Origin of the sequence: Streptomyces sp. H27-H1 (assembly GCF_026627445.1) — a bacterium.
In the GTDB taxonomy this organism is placed as follows: domain Bacteria; phylum Actinomycetota; class Actinomycetes; order Streptomycetales; family Streptomycetaceae; genus Streptomyces.
Genome location: NZ_JAPNLJ010000006.1, coordinates 208,567 through 228,490 on the forward strand (window position 1 = coordinate 208,567; position 19,924 = coordinate 228,490).

Sequence of the window (19,924 nt, forward strand, 5' to 3'; positions counted from 1 at the left end):
CACATCAGCTCGGTCAGCACGGCTGCTCACACCCTTGGAAGCAGGGGACATGTCCACGAATGTGAATGTATGTCCGTGTTAAAGAGCCTGTCGGTGGGAGTTCATCGGGGTGTCCGTCGACTGTCACCGTCGTGTCACAGGGACCGTCCTCAGAGCCCGACGAGGGACTGCTCGGCCCAGATGGTCTTGCCCGTGGCGGTGTGCCGGGTGCCCCAGCGCTGGGTGAGCTGCGCGACCAGCAGCAGACCGCGCCCTCCCTCGTCGAAGATCCGGGCCCGTCGCATGTGCGGGGCGGTACCGCTCGCGTCCGAGACCTCGCAGATCAGGGTGGTTCCCTCATGGATCAGCCGCAGCTGGACGGGTGCCTGGCCGTAGCGGATGGCATTGGTGACCAGCTCGCTGACCACGAGCTCGGTGACGAAGGCGGCATCGTCGAGCCCCCAGGTCGTCAGCTGGTCGGTGGCGTTGCGGCGGGCCTGCGAGACGAGGGAGGGGTCGGACGGCAGGTCCCAGACGGCGACCTTGTCGGTGTGCAGGGCCCGGGTCCGGGCCACGAGCAGCGCGACGTCGTCATCGGGGCGGTGGGTCAGCAGAGCGGTCAGCACCCGGTCGCAGACGGTGTCCAGGGTGACGGCGGGACGGATCAGCGCCGCGAGCATGCTGTCCAGGGCCTCGTCGATGTCGTGGTCGCGGGCCTGCAGGAGGCCGTCGGTGTACAGCGCGAGGAGGCTGCCCTCGGGAAGCTCGGTCTCGACCGTCTCGAAGGGCAGGCCACCCAGGCCCAGCGGCGGCCCCGCCGGGACGTCGAGGAGGTACGCGGACCCCTCGGGGGAGACCACGGCGGGCGGGGGGTGGCCGGCCCGGGCGGCGGTGCACCGGCGGGTGACGGGGTCGTACACCACGTACAGGCAGGTGGTGCCGATGCCTCCCGACGCTTCCTGGCCGGTCTCGTCGGCCGACAAGTGGATGATGAGGTCGTCGAGGTGGGTGAGCAGCTCGTCGGGCGGCAGGTCCACATCGGCCAGCGTGCGCACCGCGGTGCGCAGCCGGCCCATGGTCGCGGAGGCGCGCATGCCGTGGCCGACGACATCGCCCACGACAAGGGCCACCCGTGCTCCCGACAGCGGGATCACGTCGAACCAGTCGCCGCCCACACCGGCCTCGCCGCCCGCGGGCAGATAGCGCGAGGCGATCTCCAGCGCCGACTGGACGGGCAGGGTGTGGGGGAGCAGGCTGCGCTGCAGCGTCATGGTGCTGGTGTGCTCCCGGGCGGTCCGGCGTGCCCGGTGGAGGCTGGTGGCCGCCCGGGCCGTGAGCTCCTCGGCCAGCCGCAGGTCCTCCGGATCGAAGGGTTCCCGGTGCTGGTGACGGCTGAAAACGGCCAGGCCGAGGGCGGTCCCGCCGTCACGCAGTGGCACCAGCATCACCGAATGGGTCCCGTACTCGCTGATCCAGCCGGCCCCGGGATCCTGTGCCACCCACCGGACGACGGCCGGGTCGGCGGTTCCGTACACGGCGCCCCGGCCGGCGGCCAGACATTCGACGGGGGGCGACAGCGGTGGGTAGACGGTCGTCTCCCCGACCGCGATCCGGGACTCCTGACTTCCGCCGAGGACAGACCGCACAGCGGTACGGGACAGGGTGAGCGGCCCCGACCCGGGCCCCGGGGACGGCCCGCCGCCGCGCCCGGACGGCTCCAGCAGATCGATCACCGCGAAGTCGGCGAGTCTGGGCACGGTCGCGTCGGCCAGCTCCTGCGCGGTGCGGGCACTGTCCGGGGTGGTGCCGATGAGGGCTCCGGCGAGGTCGGGCGGGAGCACCTGCCGCGGGGCGGTGTCGCCCATAACCCTGTCGTGCGCGGCCAGGTACACGGCACGCACCCGGCCGTCCGGGTCCGCTACGGGTGCCAGCGAGGTCGCCCAGGCGTGCGCGCCCCCCGTGCCCGGGGGGCGGACGAAGCCGTCCAGGGACTGCGGCTCGCCCGTCTCCAGCACCCGGCGCATCCCTCGCTCCGTCTCCTCGCTCACCGGGTCGGGGGCGATCTCCGGCAGGCGCAGTCCGCGCATCTCGGCCTCGGTGAGGCAGAGCGCGCGGTGCATGCCGGCGTTCGCCCGCACCAGCCGCAGGTCCTCGTCGAAGACCGCCAGGGCGCAGGGGGACCGGGCGAAGGCCCACTCGCCCAGGGGTTCGTCCCAGGACGTACGGGCTCCCCCCGCCACGGCGGTCACCAGGAACCACTCGGCCGTCCCGCCGGACGAGGTCCTGCGGTGCGCGAGGAGTGCCGCGTCGAGCTGCCGGCCGTCCCGGTGGCGCAGCGGCACGGTGCCGCTCCACCGCTCCTGCCCGGGCGCGACGGGCCGCGCCACACCATCCGTACCGGCGGGTTCGGTGGTTCCGCCGGGTCCGTCGGCGAGCAGATTCGCGGCGGGCAGCCCCACGACCTCCGAGGGCACGTAGCCGAGCAGCCGACCGGCGCCCTCGCTCCAGCCGGTCACGATGCCCTGCTCGCTGACGGTGGCCGTGGCCGTGTACGCCCCCACCGGGGAAGCGTGCGTCCGGGCCGGCCGCTCACCGGGAGGGGTGGGAAGTTGCTCCATCGCCGCTCATCTCGCCTTCGCTGGCCAGGGGCTCCACTGACAAGCATGATCCGGCGCGGCAAGGAGCACCAACGCAGTGCGGTGACGTGGCCGGGTGCGCCAGGACGAGGGCCAGGGCCGCGTCCGCCGTCTGCCACACCACCGCGCGGCGGGGCCCGTCGAGGAGGGGCGGCCACAGGCCGAGGATCACGATGCGGCGCGGAGCGGCGCCGAAGATGCCGCTCCGGTCGGCCTTGACCGCGGCCTCCTTCAGCGCCCAGGCGGCGGCCAGGACCTCCGGCCGGTCCGTGCCGATGAGGGAGAGCTCCCCGGGCGTCAGGACCTGGTCCGCGACCCGGCGTACCGCGTCGGCCGAGGAGGTCTCGCACAGGTCCACTCCGACCGGTTGCGGTGCGAGGGCCGCGGCCACGTGGCGGGCGGTGTGGCTGATGGAGAGGTGCAAGCCGGCCGGCGGGCTGCCGCCGATCAGGACGTACGGGCTGCCGTCCGCGCGGGGGAGGATCTCCACCTCCCGCGGCGACGCGCCGACGGTTTCGTGGACCAGCCGTTTGGCGAGCAGCCGGCCGGCCGTCCACTCGGCCTGCCGCCAGGCCGGCAGCGCGTGAACCACACGCCGTTCCGCCGACGAGAGGGGCGGCGGCGCCCGGTGGAGGTCGAGGCGACGGGCCACGAGGAGGCCGGCGCCGCCCCAGCGGTGGACGCGGCCCGGTCCGATCGCCGGGAAGCCGGCGGGTTCCGCGGCGGGGGCGTCGGCTGGGCGCAGGTCAGGCCGCACGGGCCGTGTCCAGGAGCCGCAGTCCCTGCTCCAGGGCGGTCACGGCCCCGCGGATCTGGCCGGCCGTGTGCTCGCTGGTGAGGAAGAAGCGCAGCCGGGCCATGTCCTCGGGAACGGCCGGATAGAGGATGGGGTTGACGCTGATGCCCTGCCGGAACAGCTCCTCCGCGAGCCGCAGGGCTTTCAGGGAGTCCCCGACGATGCACGGGACGATCGGAGTGTCGTGACTGTCGCCGACGCTGATGCCCGCCTCCCGGGCGAGGCGGACGAACAGCGCCGCGTTCTGGGCGAGGCGCGCCACCCGCTGCGGCTCGGCGCGCAGCACGCGCAGGGCCGTCAGGGAAGCCGCGGTGTCGGCCGGGGTCATGCCGGCGCTGTAGACGAAGCCCGGAACGGTGTAGCGCAGGTACTCCACGACCGCGCGGTTCCCGGCGACGTACCCACCGCAGCTCGCCAGGGCCTTGGACAGCGTGCCCGACCACAGCTCCACGGCGGACCGGTCGGTGCCGCAGTACTCGCCGACGCCGCTCCCCGTCGCGCCGATCGTTCCGATGCTGTGCGCCTCGTCGATCATCAGCAGCGCGCCGTGGCGGCGCTTGACCTCGACGAGGGCGGGCAGGTCGGCGATGTCACCGTCCATGCTGTACACGCCCTCGACGACGACGAGCACCCGGCGGTACTGGTGGCGGACCCGCGTGAGGAGGGCGTCCAGCGTGCTCGCGTCGTTGTGCGGGAACGGCCGCCGGGTCGCGCCGGAGAGCTTGCACCCCTGCAGGATGCTGTCGTGGGCGAGGGAGTCGTGGACGACGAGGTCCCCGGGTCCGACGAGATGCCCGATCACGGTGACGTTGGTGGCGTGCCCGTTGGCCAGGGTGACCGCGGATGCGCATCCGAGCAGGTCGGCGAGTTCCGCCTCGAGCTCCAGGTGGAGCGGGCGGCTGCCCGACAGCAGCCGGCTGGCGGACACCGACGTGCCACAGCGTTCGATGGCCTGCCGGGCCGCCTCGGTCACCCGGGGGTGCGTCGCCAGGCCGAGGTAGTTGTAGCTGGAGAACGAGAGGAGCTCGCGGCCGTCGACGACGGTCGTGTCCGTCATACCGGCCTCGTGGACGAGGAAGTAGGGATTGGACAGGCCCGTCAGGGAGAGCGCCGCGAACCGCTCGCCGTGGGCGGTGACCTCCGGGAAGCACTCGATCCGGGTGAGCTCATCGGGCAGCGGGACGGGCGCGGGCGCCGGGGGCGACACCTCGTCGCACGGTGCGCCCTCGCCGTGGGATGCCTCTGTGTGGGATGCCTCGGCGTGTGACGCTTCCGCCCGGGCCGCCTCGCCGTGGCCGGCGCGCTGGCCGGGGACGGCCGCCGGGGCAGTGGCCTCCACGGGCGCCGAGGCGTCCGCAGGGGCGGTGGCGTCAGCGGATCCGGTCGCGATCAGAGCGGCGATCTTCTCTACGGTCGGCCGGTCGGCGACCCCCTCGTCGAACCTCCACCGCGGCCACTGCCGCTTGAGGGAGGTGAAGAGGTCGGTCAGCATCAGCGAGTCGAAGCCGAGCTCGTCGATCAGCAGCTGGTCGCCGCGCAGGTGGCCCACCGGGAACGCGCTGATCCGGGCCACGTGGGCCAGTACGCCCTCGGTGACCTCGCCGATGTTCGCGAGGGGCGCGGCCTCCTCCACGGCCGGGACGAGGGAGACGAGCGGGCGGCGGGTCTCGACAGGGGCGGGGGCCACCGGGGCCGCGGGGACCGCAGGAGCGACCGGGGAGACAGGGACGGCCGGGGCGGGCTGGGGGAGGGGCGCCACCGCGGATGCCGCGGATGCGACGGCCGCCTTCGACTGGGCGGCCGGGAAGACCGGGGTGGCCTTCGGCGCCACGACGGAGACCGGTGCGGCGGGCCGCTGCGCCGCGGGCCGCTGCGCCGCGGGGCCGCGGGGCCGCAGTGCCGTCGGGCGGGCCGCGGGGCGCGGGGCGGGTGCGTCCTCGTTCGCGGGACGCCGGCCCGGCACCCAGTAGGACTGGCCGCCGAGCTTCGCCACCGGCAGGTCCAGCAGCCGGCGCTCCTCCTGCGGAACCAGTGCGCGCGGGTCGACCGGGGCGCCCAGGACCGCGAGCCGGGCGAGGGCCAGCACGAAGGTGCGTCCGTCGTCCGGCACCTCCCCGGCGGCGGGGACGACCAGGACGTCGCCGTGGCCGGTGAGGTTGCGGCGGACCGAGGTGAGCAGCGAGTTCCCGCCGGTCACCTGGACGAAGACCCGGGCCCCTTGGTCGTAGGCGGTGCGGACGGCGTCGCTGAAGAGGACCGGCGCGGACGCGTGCCGGGCCCACAGGGTGCGCAGCCGGTCGGGGTCGGTGCAGACCTCCGCGTTCACAGACGAGACGAACGGTACGGCGGGGCTGCTGATGCGGCGGGCGGCGAGGCCCGAGCGCACGTCCTCCTCGGCGCGGGCCAGCAGCGGGGAGTGGAAGGCGTTCGACACGTCGAGCGCCACCGTGACGACCCCGGCCCCGGCGCAGGCCTGCCGCACGGCGGCCAGTCCTTCCGGTGTGCCGCTGACCACGACCTGGCGGGGCTGGTTGAAGCAGGCCAGCCACACGTCGTCGATGCCGTCGATGAGCCGGCGGCAGGTGTCCTTGTCGGTCTGCACGGCGAGCATCCCGCCCCGGAAGCCGGTCTCGGCCCGCCGCAGGGCCGCGCCCCGGTGCACCAGCAGCCGGACGGTGTCGACGTGGGTCAGCGCTCCGGCCGCGGCGGCCGCCGCGAACTCCCCGACGCTGTGGCCGAGGGTGAGGTCGGCAGTGATGCCGCAGTCGGCGAGGACCCGGGTGGCGGCGATCTGGACGGTGCCGAGAAGCGGCTGGCACACATCGGTGGCGGCGATCCTGCGCCCCAGCTCCCCGGTGTCCGCGAGGGAAGCGGCGGCCTCGCCGTACAGCAGGTCGGCGAGGTCGAAGCCGAGGTCGCCCCGGGCCACGGCGCTGAGGACGCAGACGGCAGAGCGGTAGGCGGGGAACCTCTCGTAGAGGTCCCGCATCATGCCCGGCCGCTGGCTGCCCTGACCGGGGAAGAGGAAGGCGATACGGCGCTGCGCGGCCGGCAGCGGGGCGTCGGCCGCGAAGGCGCCGTCCCCGAGGTCGCCGCGGGAGCCGGTGAGGAGCTGCTCACGGGCGTGGCGCAGTCGCAGGACGAATCCGGCCGTGTCGGTGGCCACGATCGCGAGCCGGGCCGGCAGCGGAGCCCGCGCGCCTAGGGTGTGGGCCACGGCGGCCAGCGGCGTACGGTCCGCCGCGTCGAGTACGTCGAGTACGTCGCCGATGTGCTGGTCCAGCAGCTCGGGGCTTCCGGCCGAGAGGAAGACGAGCTGGGGCCGGGCGCCCTCGGTGTCTCCCGTGCTCTTGGCGCTTGTGGTGAGGCGCGGAAAGTGGCCGTGGACCGGGGCGGGCCGCTCCTCCAGGACCACATGGACGTTGGTGCCGCCGAATCCGAACGAGCTGACTGCGGCACGCCGCGGGGTGCTCCCGACCGGAAAGGGCCGCGGGGTGTCGGCGAAGCGCAGGCCGGAGGCGGAGATGCCCAGGTCGGGATGGGGAGTGGTGGCCGGCTGCGGGACGACCGTGCGGTGGTGGACCACCAGGGCGGTCTTGATGAGTCCCGCGATGCCCGCCGCGGACAGGGAGTGCCCGATCAGGGCCTTGCCCGAGGAGAGGTAGCACAGCGCGGGGTCGTCGTCGGGGTACTCGGTGCGCAGCAGGCGCAGGGCCTGCGCCTCCGCACGGTCCCCGGCGGCGGTTGCGGTGCCGTGGGCCTCCAGGAAGCCCACGGAGGACGGGGCCACCCCGGCGTCCTCGTAGGCGCGGCGCATGGCGCGGAGCTGGCCTTCGGCGGTCGGTACCAGGGGTCCGGGGGACGCGCCGTCGTTGGCGGAGCCGATGCCCTTGATCACCGCGTAGACGCGGTCGCCGGCGGCGAGGGCGTCGGCGAGCGGCCGTACGACGACGACTCCGGCGCCCTCGCCGAGGACGAACCCGTCGGCCTCCTCGTCGAACGGGCGGCACACCCCGGTGGCGGACAGGGCGCGGAGCCGGGAGAAGCCGACCAGGCTGTCGGGGGTGAGGTTGAGGTAGACGCCGCCGACGAGGGCGATCCGGCAGGTGCCCTGGCGCAGGTGGGCCATGGCCTGGTCGAGGGCGACCAGCGAGCTGGAACAGGCGGCGTCCACGGCGAAGCTGGGCCCGCCCAGGCCGAACTGGCGGCTGACGGTGCCGGAGGCCATGTTGAGCAGGCTCCCGGGCAGGGTGAAGGCCGCGACGGTGCCGAGCCGTCCCGCCTGCTCCTTGACGGCGTCGAGGAAGCCGTCCCGGTCGTCCGGGTGCGCCGCGTCGGCCAAGCTGATGGCGCGCATGTGGCCCGTCATGAGGTCCTTGTAGTCCGACACCGACAGCCCGAAGAAGACCCCGGTGTTCTCCCGGTCGAAGTCTCCGCGGCCCATCCCGGCGTCGTCCAGGGCCTCGCGGCTGACGTCGAGCAGCAGCCGGTGCTGCGGGTCCATGGCCCGCGCGCGGGCCGGCGGCACCCCGTAGTGCAGGGCGTCGAAACGGTCCACGGAGTCCAGGAAGGCGACCTGGTCCGTGTAGGCGGAATTGGGGGCCGACCGGTCGCCGGGGGCGTGGAAGACCTCGTGGTTCCAGCGTTCCCCGGGCACGGCGGCGAACTGCCGTTCCCCGCTCAGCAGGAGGTTCCAGTAGCCGCGGACGTCGGCGGCGCCGGGAAAGCGGCAGCCGAGTCCGATGATGGCGATGTCAGTCATGGCGGGTCCGCCTTCGGTCCGGATGGCGCGTCGCTCCTGCTGTGGGCAGGACGGTCGCTTTCCACCGTGCCCGGCGGCGGCACGGAGCCGTAGACCCGGTTGTTCGTTACTTGACAGCCGCTGACGGGCGGGTATGCGAGGGGGCCGGGTTCCGGGTGTTGCCCGAGGGTCAGCCGGTGAAACCGGCCGTGATGGAGGTGAACTGCCAGTCGCTCTGGGCGATGCCGGAGCAGGTCTCCTGCAGGCCGCCGCCGGGGCAGCCCCGGTCGCGGTTCACCGACCAGAAGGCGAGGCGCGCGATGTGGTGGGAGTTGGCCCAGTTGCGGATGTCGGTCCAGTTCTGGACGGTGGTGGTCTCCTGGGTGTCGCTGACGCCGTTCATCCCGGAGATGCCGATGTGCGCGTAGGCGGTCGCGTCGTCCCAGCCGTAGGTGGACTTGAGCTTGGCCTTGAGGCCCTCGGTCGCGCTCACGGTGCTGGCGTACATGTCGGTCGAGGCGTTGCCGAAGTCGAACGGCATGATCGTGAAGACGTCGATGCCGGCGTTCAGCGCCTTGGACTGCTCGATCAGGCGGTTGCCCCAGCTGGTCGGACCGGTGGTGGCGGTGCCGAAGGTCAGGATGGTCTTGAGGCCGGGGTTGTTCTGCTTGACGATCTTGAGCGCGCCCAGGATGCGGTCCTGGACCACGGCGTTCTCGAACTCGTCGGTGTTCTCTATGTCCACGTCGATGGCCTTGAGGCCGTAGGCGCTGATGACCTGCTGGTAGGCGCCGGCCAGGGCCTCGGCGCTGGCGCAGTTGGGGCCGAGCTTATTGCCCTGCCAGCCGCCGATGGAGGGCACGATGTCGCCGCCCGCCGCGCGGATCGAGGCGATGGTGCTCTGGTCCACGCCACCGGTCAGCGGGCGCTGCCCGTCCCAGGACGGGTTGCAGCCGCCGGAGGAGAGGATGAAGGCCATCGTGAACCACTTGGTGCCCGTCGCGTTCATGACGGTGGTCGCGCTGGGCGGGTTGCCCCAGCCGAGGTAGAGGTACGGTGCGGCCTGCTTGAAACCGGTCGGCGGCGTGGTCCCGGTGTCGGTGGTGACGTTGACGGTGTTCGAGGCGGCCGAGGTGTTCCCCGCGGCGTCACGGGCGCGCACGGTGAACGCGTAGGCGGTGCTGGGGGTCAGACCGGAGACGGTCGCGCTGTTGGTGCCCGAGGTGGCGACCTTCGCCGCGCCCTGGTAGACGTCGTAGCCGCTGACGCCGACGTTGTCGGTGGACGCGGTCCAGGTCAGGGACGCCGTGGTGGAGGTCTTGCCGGTGGCGGCGAGGCTGCCGGGCACGGTGGGCGCCTGGGTGTCGACGGTGCCGCCGGGGCCGTCCAGGGTGATGTCGTCGGCGTAGTAAGTGCCCTGTCCGTACCAGCCGTTGAGGTAGATCTCGGCACTGGTCTGGGAGGCGCCGGTGGTGAAGGCGACGGTCAGCTTGGTGTAGGCGCCGGCCGAGCTGGTCCAGGTGGAGGCGCCGCCGGTGACACCGAGGTAGACGTAGCTGCCGCGGACCCAGGCGGAGAGGGTGTAGCTGGTGCTGGGCCGTACGGCGACGGTCTGGACGCACTTGGCGTTGTCGCTCGCACCGGCCGCGCCGGCCAGTGCCTTGCTCCCGCCGTGCACCGGCGAGGCGACCACGGAGCCCAGCCCCGCGGAGCAGGACCAGCCGGCCGTGGTGCCGGCCTCGAAGTCGCCGTTCGCGAGGAGGTTGGCGCCGAAGGCCGCCCCCGGGGAGGTCAGTACTGCGGCCGCGCCGAGCAGGGCCGCGCCGAGGCTGCAGGCCAGCCGTGTACGGGTTCGGGTAGGGGTACGCAAGGAAGTGCCTCCAGTGGGGATGGGGGGACGGCGTGAAGCGCGAAGCGCGGGTGCGGCCCGCCGGGGAGGTGTGGGGGCGGGGCAGCGGTGGGGGAGGCCCGGCGTGGGCCGTACTTCGGGACGGGCGTGGGGAGTTGGCTTCGTGTCCGCTTCGGATCCGCTTCGTGGCCGGGAACCTAATCCTCCGGAAGGATCGGCGTCAACAGGTCTGGACCAACTGATAGGTGGTTATCTCAATCGGAAGGTTTACTAACCATGCGGGTTGACAAGTCTCCCGCCCCTTCGGAACCATGTCGCGGTGCCAGCCTCCCGCCCCCACCGTGTCGCCGTCCTCGTCCTCGAAGGTGCCAAACCCCTTGATGTCGGCATTCCCGCGCAGGTGTTCACGACCCGCGGGAGCATGCCGTACGAGGTCCGGGTGTGCGGCGCGGCGCCGGGACTCGTGACCGGTGGTGACGGCCTCTCGTACTCCGTCGCCCACGGACTCGAGGCCCTCGCCTGGGCCGACACCGTCTTCGTCCCCGGTTACCGCTTCCCGGACCGCGAAGACCCGCCCCGGGTCGTCGTCGACGCGCTGATCGCCGCACACGACCGGGGCGCGCGGCTCGCGGCCATCTCCACGGGAGCCTTCGCGCTCGCCGCCACGGGCCTGCTCGACGGCAAGCGCGCCACCACGCACTGGCACTACACGCGGGCGCTCGCGGCCAAGTGGCCGCTGGTCCGGGTCGACGAGAACGTCCTGTTCGTCGACGAGGGCTCCGTGCTGACCTCGGCCGGAGCCGCCTCGGGCATCGACCTGTGCCTGCACGTCCTGCGCGCCGATCTCGGGGTGGCCGCGTCGAACCACACGGCCCGGCGGCTGGTCGCGGCCCCCTACCGCAGCGGCGGTCAGGCGCAGTACGTGCAGCGCAGCGTGCCCGAACCGCTCGGCCCGCGGTTCGCCGCCACCCGCGAGTGGGCGCTGCACCGGCTCGGCGAACCCCTCACCCTGGAGGCGCTCGCCCGGCACGCCGCGGTGTCCCCGCGCACCTTCTCGCGGCGCTTCGCCGAGGACACCGGGTACACGCCGATGCAGTGGGTGATGCGCGCCCGCATCGACGTGGCCCGCGAACTGCTGGAACGCTCGGAGCGGAGCGTGGAGCAGATCGCCGCGGACGTGGGCCTGGGCACCGGCGCCAACCTGCGCCTGCACTTCCAGCACATCCTGCGGACCACGCCGAGCGAGTACCGGCGCACCTTCGCCCGGGGCGAGTGACCGGGCGGGCGGTTTCCGGGGCCGGTGACCTCTGCGGCCCGGGGTGCGGGGCCGGGGCCGAACCGCCGCCGCGTGGCGTGATCCTTGCGGACCGTGGCGATCGCGCCGCTGTCGCCGGCGGCCCCGGCGCGCGAACCTTGTGGTGAACCCCAAGGGACAGGGAGCCACCATGACTCGCATTGCCATCAACGGATTCGGCCGCATCGGGCGCAACGTGCTGCGCGCTCTGCTCGAACGCGACAGCGACCTCGACATCGTCGCCGTCAACGACCTCACCGAACCGGCCACCCTCGCGCGGCTGCTCGCCTACGACACCACGTCCGGCCGGCTCGGCCGCCCGGTGTCCGTCGACGGGGACGTCCTCGTCGTCGACGGCCGCCGCATCAAGGTGCTCGCCGAGCGCGAACCGTCGCAACTGCCCTGGGGCGAGCTCGGCGTGGACATCGTGCTGGAGGCGACCGGCCGCTTCGCCTCGGCCAAGGCCGCCCGCGCCCACATCGACGCCGGAGCCAAGAAGGTGCTCGTCAGCGCGCCGGCGGACGGCGCCGACATCACCCTCGCGTTCGGGGTGAACAGCGACTCGTACGACCCGGAACTGCACACGATCGTCTCCAACGCCTCGTGCACGACCAACGCGCTCGCGCCGCTGGCCGCCGTACTCGACGACCTCGCGGGCATCGAGCACGGCTTCATGACGACGGTGCACGCCTACACGCAGGAGCAGAACCTGCAGGACGGTCCGCACCGCGACCCGCGGCGTGCCCGCGCCGCAGCCGTGAACATCGTGCCGACCACGACGGGCGCCGCGAAGGCCATCGGCCTCGTACTGCCGAACCTGGAGGGCAAGCTCTCCGGTGACTCGATCCGCGTCCCGGTTCCGGTGGGGTCGATCGTCGAGCTGAACACCACCGTCGCCCGCGACGTGACCCGCGAGGACGTGCTCGCGGCGTACCGCGCCGCGGCCGAAGGGCCGCTCGCCGGCGTGCTGGAGTACTCGGACGACCCGCTCGTCTCGTCCGACATCACGGGCAACCCGGCCTCGTCCATCTTCGACTCGGCCCTCACCCGCGTCGAAGGCCGCCACATCAAGGTGGTCGCCTGGTACGACAACGAGTGGGGCTTCTCGAACCGCGTGATCGACACGCTCGAACTGCTCGCCTCCCGCTGAGGTTCGAACCCCGGCGGTCCAGCGCCGCGGCCCGGTTCCCGGTCCGTGGCGCATCGGCGTGCCGGCATGCCGGCGCTCGCTTTTCGCCTGCCCGTCACCTGCTCGTCGTACGTCGTTTTCCGCGGCGCCCTTTTACCGTCTCTTCCCGGCCATGCGCAAGGCTTGAACCAGAAAATTCTTGATTGCGCACTAGACTGGCGGGCTGTTTGGCGCTGGACCGGAACAACCTGGGCAGACCCGGGCTCCGCCCGGCGATCCGGAGCGTTCCGGGAACACGACGCGAGGGCCGATGGCAGCCACACCAGAGCACGGTGAAGTCACTCTGCTCGCCGACGGGACCGGGCTCGACGGCGGCCCCGTCGAGAGGTCCGCGGGGCCGGAGGGGCCCGAGGCCTCCGGCAAATCGGCCCGGTTCTCCGCCGGGCCCGCCGCCCCGGCCCGCACCCTCGTCGACGTGTTCGAAGCCTCCGTACGAGCCCACCCCGACGAGCCGGCCCTCGACGACGGCGCCACCCGGCTGACCTACCGGGCGCTCGCCGCCGAGGTCGAGCGCCGACGGCAGGCCCTCGCGGCCGCCGGGGTGGGGCTCGGCGACCGGGTCGGCGTACGGGTGCCGTCCGGGACCAACGATCTGTACGCGGGCATCCTCGCCGTGCTCGCGGCGGGCGCCGCCTACGTGCCCGTCGATGCCGAGGACCCGCAGGAGCGGGCCGATCTGGTCTTCGGCGAGGCCGGAGTACGGGCCGTGCTGGGCGCCGGACAGCGCATCGAGGCCGCCGCGCCCGCCGCCGCGCCCGCGGGCCCGGCCACCGGACCGGCCGAAGTCCGTGCCCCCGCCGCCCGCCCCGGCCCCGAGAACGACGCGTGGATCATCTTCACCTCCGGCTCCACCGGCAAGCCCAAGGGCGTCGCCGTCAGCCACCGCAGCGCCGCCGCCTTCGTCGACGCCGAGGCCGCCCTGTTCCTCGCCGAGGAGCCGATCGGCCCCGGAGACCGGGTCATGGCCGGACTGTCCGTGGCCTTCGACGCCTCCTGCGAGGAAATGTGGCTGGCCTGGCGCTACGGCGCCTGCCTCGTGCCCGTGCCCCGCTCCCAGGTGCGCAGCGGCGCCGACCTCGGCCCCTGGCTGGCGGAGCAGGAGATCACCGTGGTCTCCACGGTGCCGACCCTGGCCGCACTGTGGGAGCCCGAGACCCTCAACGAGGTCCGGTTGCTGATCTTCGGCGGCGAGGCCTGCCCGCCCGAGCTGACCCAGCGCCTGGTCACCGAGGGCCGCGAGGTCTGGAACACCTACGGACCCACCGAAGCCACCGTCGTCGCCTGCGCCTCGCTCCTGACCGGCGAGGAGCCGATCCGGATCGGCCTCCCGCTGAACGGCTGGGAACTGGCCGTCGTCGACGAATCCGGCGAACCGGTGCCCATGGGCGGCAGCGGCCAGCTCGTCATCGGCGGCGTCGGCCTGGCCCGCTACCTCGACCCCGGGAAGGACGCCGAGAAGTACGCCCCACTGAAATCCCTCGGCTGGCAGCGGGCCTACCGCAGCGGCGACCTCGTCCGCGCGGAACCCGAGGGGCTGGTCTTCCTGGGCCGCGGAGACGAGCAGATCAAGCTCGGCGGCCGCCGGATCGAACTGGGCGAGGTGGACGCCGCCCTGCAGGCCCTGCCCGGTGTCGCAGGCGCGGCCGCCGCAGTCCGCACGGCGCGCAGCGGCAACCAACTGCTCGTCGGCTACCTGGTCACCCAGGACGGCTGGGACCACGCGGCGGCGGTGACCCGGCTGCGCGCCGAACTGCCCGCAGCCCTCGTACCGCTGCTCGCGCCGGTCGAGGAGCTGCCCACCCGCACCTCCGGCAAGGTGGACCGCGGCGCACTGCCCTGGCCGCTGCCCGAACTGGAGACCACCGGCCCCGCCGAGCAGCTGTACGGCACCGAGGCCTGGCTCGCCGAACAGTGGAGCGAGACCCTCGGCGTGGCCGTCACCGGCGCCGCCGACGACTTCTTCGCGATCGGCGGCAGCAGCCTCGCCGCCGCCCAGCTCACCACCCGGCTGCGCACCCGCTACCCGAGCGCGGCCGTACTCGACATCTACCAGCAGCCCACCCTGCGCAAGCTGGCCCGGCACCTGGAGAAGTCCGCACAGGACGACACGGCGGTCCGCACCGTCGCGCCCGTGCCGCTGCGCACCCAGGTGGTGCAGTTCCTGCTGCTGCTCCCGCTGTTCACGCTGGTCGGCCTGCGCTGGACGGTGGCGCTGCTCGCACTGGGCAACGTACTGCACTGGTTCGGGGCCTATCCGTGGGCGCCCGCGGCCTCCTGGTGGCTCGTCGCGGCGGGCGCCGCACTGCTCTTCAGCCCGCCCGGCCGCCTCGCGATCGCGGCCGGCGGCGCCCGCCTGCTGATGCGCGGGGTGCGGGCGGGGCGCCACCCGCGTGGCGGAAACGTTCACCTGCGGCTGTGGACGGCCGAGCGGCTGGCCGAATACTCCGGCGCGACCTCGCTCACCGGCTCCTGGCTGGAGCGCTACGCGCGGGCGCTCGGCGCCAAGATCGGCCCCGAGGTCGACCTGCACTCCCTGCCCCCCGTCACGGGCATGCTCAAACTGGGCCGCGGCTGCGCCGTGGAGTCCGAGGTGGACCTCTCCGGCCACTGGCTGGACGGGGACCGGCTGGAGATCGGCGCCGTGAAGGTCGGCGCGGGCGCCGTGGTCGGCACCCGCAGCATCCTCTTCCCCGGTGCCAAGGTCGGCAAGCGGGCCGAGGTGGCCCCCGGCTCCGCCGTGGTCGGCCAGATCCCGACCGGCCAGCGCTGGGCCGGAGCGCCCGCCGTCAAGCTCGGCAAGGCCAAACGCAACTGGCCGAAGGAGCGCCCGCCGCGCGGTCTGCGCTGGCGCACCGCCTACGGGGCGGCCGGCTTCGGCCTCACCGCCCTGCCCGTGGTCGCCGCCCTGCCCGCCCTCCTCGTGGCCGGCCGGTTCGTGCCCGCCGACGCCGGACTCGCCCCGGCCCTGGCCGGAGCGCTGCTCGCCGTGGTGCCGGGGGCGCTCGCCTTCGGGTTCGCGTACGCAACCCTGCTCCTGGTCTCCGTACGCCTCCTCAGCATCGGGCTGCGTACGGGAACCCATCCGACGCACAGCCGGGTCGGCTGGCAGGCCTGGACGGTCACCCAGCTGATGGACCTCTCCCGGGAAACCCTCTTCCCCCTGTACGCCGGACTGATCACGCCGGTGTGGCTGCGGCTCCTCGGCATGAAGATCGGCCGGGGCGCGGAGGTGTCCACCGTGCTCGCGCTGCCGAGCCTCACCACCGTGGGCGAAGGCGCGTTCCTCGCCGACGACACCCTGACCGCCCCCTACGAACTGGGCGGCGGCTGGCTGCGGATCGGCCGCTCCGAGATCGGGCGCCGGGCCTTCCTCGGCAACTCCGGCATGACCGCGCCGGGCCGCAGCGTGCCGGACGACGGGCTGGTGGGCGTACTGTCCGCCACCCCCAAGAAGGCGAAGAAGGGCAGCTCCTACCTGGGCCTGCCGCCGGTCAGGCTGCCGAGGTCCGCCGCCGGCGCCGACCAGAGCCGGACCTACGATCCGCCCGCGCGGCTGCTGTGGGCGCGCGGGCTGGTGGAGCTGTGCCGCCTCCTCCCGGTGTTCTGCTCCGCCGCGCTGGGAGTACTGACCGTGGCGGCGTTCTGTGCGCTGACCGCGGTCGACGGGCCCGGGCTCTGGGGGACCGCGCTGCTCTCCGGTGCGGTCCTGCTCGCGGCAGGGGTGGCCGCCTGTGCGGTCGCGGCGGCCGCGAAATGGCTGCTGGTGGGCCGGCACCGGGCGGGCGAGCACCCGCTGTGGAGCGGCTTCGTATGGCGCAACGAACTGGCCGACACCTTCGTCGAGGTGCTGGCCGTGCCCTGGCTGGTCGGCTCGGTCCCCGGCACACCGGTGCTGTCGCTGTGGCTGCGCGGGCTGGGGGCCCGGATCGGTCGCGGCGTGTGGTGCGAGAGCTACTGGCTGCCCGAGACCGACCTGGTCGCACTGGGCGACGGCGTCAGTGTGAACCGGGGCTGCGTGTTGCAGACGCACCTCTTCCACGACCGGATCTTGAGGACGGATACTGTGGTCCTCCGTGAGGGCGCCACCCTGGGCCCGGGTGGAATCGTCCTGCCCGGAAGCACGGTCGGGGCCCGCAGCACGCTGGGTCCCGCGTCCCTCGTGATGGCCGGGGAATCCGTTCCCGCCGACACCCGCTGGCTGGGCAACCCGATCGAGGCCTGGCGGCCCTGACTGCGCGGCCCCGAACATGCGGGCACGGTTCCACCAGCACGTCGTACGAGCACAACGCAGGGAGCGGAAGCGGCAGTGAGCGGCCAGAAGACAGCGGTATCGGACCCGTACTTTCCGGCCAACGGCGACCACCGCTACCGCGTGCACCGGTACGAGCTCGCCCTGGAGTACCGTCCCGGACCCAACCGGCTCGCCGGGACGGCCCGGCTCAGCGCGATCGCCGGGCGGGCGCCGCTCACCGAGTTCCACCTCAACCTGGCCGAGTTCAAAATAGGCCGGGTCCTGGTGAACGGCCGGGCGCCGCACTACACCCACCGTGGCGGCAAGCTCCGCATCCGGCCGCCCAAGCCGCTCTCCGCCGGCGCCGCCTTCACCGTGGAGGTGCACTGGGCGGGCAACCCCACACCGGTACGCAGCCCCTGGGGCGGCCTCGGCTGGGAGGAGCTGACCGACGGCGCGCTGGTGGCCAGCCAGCCGGTCGGCGCCCCCTCCTGGTACCCGTGCAACGACCGGCCCGCGGACAAGGCCTCGTACCAGATCTCGGTCAACACCCCCTCCGCCTACACGGTCGTGGCCGGCGGCCGGCTGCTCACGCGGACGACCAGGGCCTCCACAACGACCTGGGTGTACGAGCAGCCGGCGCCGACCTCCAGCTACCTGGTCGGGCTGTCCATCGGCATGTACCAGACGGTGCTGCTCGGCGACCCCGGGCTCGGCGGCGTTCCGCAGAGCGCCCACGTACCGGCGCACCTGCTGCCCCGCTTCTCCCGCGACTTCGCGCGGCAGCCCGCCATGATGCAGCTGTTCGAGGAGCTCTTCGGCCCCTACCCCTTCGGGGAGTACGCGGTGGTCGTCGCCGACGAGGAGCTGGACGTACCGGTGGAGGCGCAGGGCCTCTCGCTGTTCGGCGCCAACCACCTGGACGGCGTACGCGGCTCTGAGCGGCTCATCGCCCACGAGCTCGCGCACCAGTGGTTCGGCAACAGCGTGACCATCGCCGACTGGCGGCACATCTGGCTCAACGAGGGCTTCGCGAAGTACGCGGAATGGCTCTGGTCGGAGCGCTCCGGCGGCCGCACCGCGCACGAACTGGCGGCCGCCGCGCACCGCCTGCTGTCGGCGCAGCCGCAGGACCTCCTGCTGGCCGATCCGGGACGCAAGCTGATGTTCGACGACCGCCTGTACCAGCGGGGCGGCCTCGCCGTGCACGCGGTCCGCTGCGCACTGGGGGACGGCCCCTTCTTCCGCATGCTGCGGGAGTGGGCCTCCGTGCACCGCCACGGTGTGGTCACCACGGCCGGTTTCACCGCGCACGCGGCCCGGTACGCGAGCGAACCGCTGGAGGACCTGTTCTCGGCCTGGCTGGCCGAGCCGGCCCTGCCGCCGCTGCCCGCGCCGGCCGGGGCGCTCTAGGCGTTCCGGCCGGTGACGATCAGGGGCAGGTGACGCCGACGGATGCTGCGACGAGTGTTTCGTCGGGACAGGGCGGAAGTTCCGGGCTTGACCTCGGACTTCACGTCCTCGATGAACTGGTCGTGGATGCCGACGTCGGCCAGCGATCCACCGAGGGCGCCCACGGCCGCGCCCACGGCCGCGCCGAGCGCCGCGTCGTGCACCTGTATCAGCTGTTCCTTCTGCAGCGCGCCCGCCGGCCATCTGCACCATCCTGACCTGCGCGTATGCAGGATGGCTGCGGTTCAGTGCTCGCAGAGGGAGAATTCTCGTTCGTAGAGCTGCTCGTTGTGTTCGGCAACGAAGAACTTGCGTTCCTGCATGAGCTGTTCGCGGAAGTCCTTTGCCTGGGCGAGCGTCATGGTCGAGGTCTCGGACCACGGCTGCTGCGGTGGCACATCGGATGTCGAGACGATCTTTTCCGACGGGTCGACCAGGAAGAAGGCGAGAATCTTGCGATGGCCCGGGCGGGTGGAGTCCTTGAGGCGGAACGAGCCGACGCGGTGTTGCAGGATGTTCGGGAAAGCCAGGCAGCGGCCCGCTGGGGTCGATGCCGATCCCAGTATCTGGTTCAGTGCGTCTTCGTTCTCCAGGCCGTAGACCTCACGCATTCCGTTGTCGTCGTTCTGCTCGTAGTTGGGGTCATCGAGCGCCGCCCGGAAACTCAGCCGGCTTTCGGTGATGTTCTCGCTGTCCCAGTAGTAGATGCCGGTCGAGACGATCCGCTCGTTCACCATCCCCTCGACGTGCCAGGAACCGCCGTGGTACTCGGGCTTGTCCGGGGTGAGATGAATGGTGGCGAGCTTGACGATGACCTGGAGACGACGGCCGCGCAGGTCGACTCGGCCGGACGCGTCGGGCAGTTCGGGCGGAGTGAAGGCCGGGGCGTCCGGGACGACGGGGCGGCGGTCCTCCCACCATTGGTCCTGGGCCTGTTCCCAGGCGTGAACGGCGGCTTCGTAGGCATCGTCACTGTAGTCGGATTTGTTCGGGTGCTCCGGCTCCGAGTCGTACCACCCGTAGGGATTGACCTCGATCCGCAGGGGCCGGGGGTGGCGCAGATCGGTGAGTACGTTCTCCAGTAGCGGGCGCATTCCTGCGAGCAAGTCCTGCAAGACGGACACCAGTTCGCGATGAATCTCGGGGTGGACGTTGTTTACGTACGAACGGAAGGCGACATCGCCGTCGTCACTGACGTCGACGTCCGTGGGTAGCCACTGGAATTTCTCCGAGAACTCGTACTTCGAATAGCGGTCCGTCGGGTTCTTCCAAGCCCCCTCGGGCCCGCCGCTCACCTCTCTCACCAGGCAGAACAGTGAGGGATGAACCAGATCCAATACCTGGCCGTCGGATCCGGGATGCCAGTCCCGTTCTGCTTCGGGGACCTGTTCCAGAACCTGAACCGCCTCGCGCAGCCGGTCACTGAGCTTGTCGTCGACCAGTGCGTCCGAGTGCCATACGCCGTCGACGGCGGACACCTCGACACCGGTTTGTCCGTCGCGCAGCGCGGCGTAATGCACGAGTTCGGCAAGCACGTAGCGAACCTGTGCTTCGGTGAGGCCCTGGGCCACCGCCTCTTGTGTCCACCTGGCGACGACCTCGGCATCGTTCATCTTGACGAACCAATCAGGCTTCGCCCGAATGTGTGAGCTGCACTGCATCATCTGGAGTTCCCGCAGTGTTCGGGGTGTCGCGAACGATATGGAACGGGATGCGTGAAAAGGCAGCGGGAAAGCAGACAGGCCGGTCAATTCTCT

General features: G+C 72.5%; 10 protein-coding genes. 4 read left to right on the forward strand and 6 right to left on the reverse strand.

The window, feature by feature from the left end; all coding sequences use genetic code 11:
* Positions 1–149: 149 nt before the first annotated feature.
* The 4 genes from OTB20_RS09005 to OTB20_RS09020 all read right to left on the reverse strand — a co-directional run bounded on the left by OTB20_RS09005 (position 150) and on the right by OTB20_RS09020 (position 10,022).
* Positions 150–2,597, reverse strand: coding sequence for a SpoIIE family protein phosphatase (locus OTB20_RS09005; RefSeq protein WP_267816198.1), 2,448 nt, complete (start codon positions 2,595–2,597; stop codon positions 150–152).
* Positions 2,569–3,372, reverse strand: coding sequence for a 4'-phosphopantetheinyl transferase family protein (locus tag OTB20_RS09010; RefSeq protein WP_267816200.1), 804 nt, complete (start codon positions 3,370–3,372; stop codon positions 2,569–2,571). Before OTB20_RS09010 ends, OTB20_RS09005 begins: the two co-directional genes overlap by 29 nt.
* On the reverse strand, positions 3,362–8,173 hold the full coding sequence (locus tag OTB20_RS09015; protein WP_267816202.1) for a type I polyketide synthase: 4,812 nt from the start codon (positions 8,171–8,173) through the stop codon (positions 3,362–3,364). The genes OTB20_RS09010 and OTB20_RS09015 overlap by 11 nt, the downstream gene beginning before the upstream one ends.
* A 169-nt stretch (positions 8,174–8,342) precedes the next feature.
* Positions 8,343–10,022 (reverse strand): carbohydrate binding domain-containing protein, encoded by a 1,680-nt coding sequence (locus tag OTB20_RS09020; protein ID WP_267816203.1) that lies wholly within the window; start codon positions 10,020–10,022, stop codon positions 8,343–8,345.
* Between the two features lie 298 nt (positions 10,023–10,320).
* Here OTB20_RS09020 and OTB20_RS09025 point away from each other — a divergent pair, with 298 nt between their 5' ends.
* The 4 genes from OTB20_RS09025 to OTB20_RS09040 all read left to right on the forward strand — a co-directional run bounded on the left by OTB20_RS09025 (position 10,321) and on the right by OTB20_RS09040 (position 18,128).
* Complete coding sequence (locus tag OTB20_RS09025; RefSeq protein WP_267757133.1) at positions 10,321–11,277, forward strand: GlxA family transcriptional regulator; 957 nt, start codon at positions 10,321–10,323, stop codon at positions 11,275–11,277.
* Positions 11,278–11,446: 169 nt separating this feature from the next.
* Complete coding sequence (gene gap / locus OTB20_RS09030; RefSeq protein ID WP_267816205.1) at positions 11,447–12,445, forward strand: type I glyceraldehyde-3-phosphate dehydrogenase; 999 nt, start codon at positions 11,447–11,449, stop codon at positions 12,443–12,445.
* Between the two features lie 289 nt (positions 12,446–12,734).
* Entirely contained in the window at positions 12,735–16,715 is a 3,981-nt protein-coding gene (locus tag OTB20_RS09035) for a Pls/PosA family non-ribosomal peptide synthetase (RefSeq protein ID WP_267816207.1), read from the forward strand.
* 75 nt (positions 16,716–16,790) lie between these two features.
* On the forward strand, positions 16,791–18,128 hold the full coding sequence (locus OTB20_RS09040; protein ID WP_267816209.1) for a M1 family metallopeptidase: 1,338 nt from the start codon (positions 16,791–16,793) through the stop codon (positions 18,126–18,128).
* Here OTB20_RS09040 and OTB20_RS09045 read toward each other — a convergent pair.
* Positions 18,125–18,331: a DUF1269 domain-containing protein gene (locus tag OTB20_RS09045; protein WP_267816211.1), complete on the reverse strand. Its 207-nt coding sequence runs from the start codon at positions 18,329–18,331 to the stop codon at positions 18,125–18,127. The genes OTB20_RS09040 and OTB20_RS09045 overlap by 4 nt on opposite strands.
* Positions 18,332–18,412: 81 nt before the next feature.
* Entirely contained in the window at positions 18,413–19,918 is a 1,506-nt protein-coding gene (locus tag OTB20_RS09050) for a DUF4246 domain-containing protein (RefSeq protein WP_267816213.1), read from the reverse strand.
* Between the last annotated feature and the right edge of the window lie 6 nt (positions 19,919–19,924).

Bases quoted from the DNA above. Each gene is read 5' to 3' on its own strand.
- OTB20_RS09035 (WP_267816207.1), top strand. From the start codon at position 12,735: ATGGCAGCCACACCAGAGCACGGTGAAGTCACTCTGCTCGCCGACGGG.
- gap (WP_267816205.1), top strand. From the start codon at position 11,447: ATGACTCGCATTGCCATCAACGGATTCGGCCGCATCGGGCGCAACGTG.
- OTB20_RS09005 (WP_267816198.1), bottom strand. From the start codon at position 2,597: ATGGAGCAACTTCCCACCCCTCCCGGTGAGCGGCCGGCCCGGACGCAC.
- OTB20_RS09015 (WP_267816202.1), bottom strand. From the start codon at position 8,173: ATGACTGACATCGCCATCATCGGACTCGGCTGCCGCTTTCCCGGCGCC.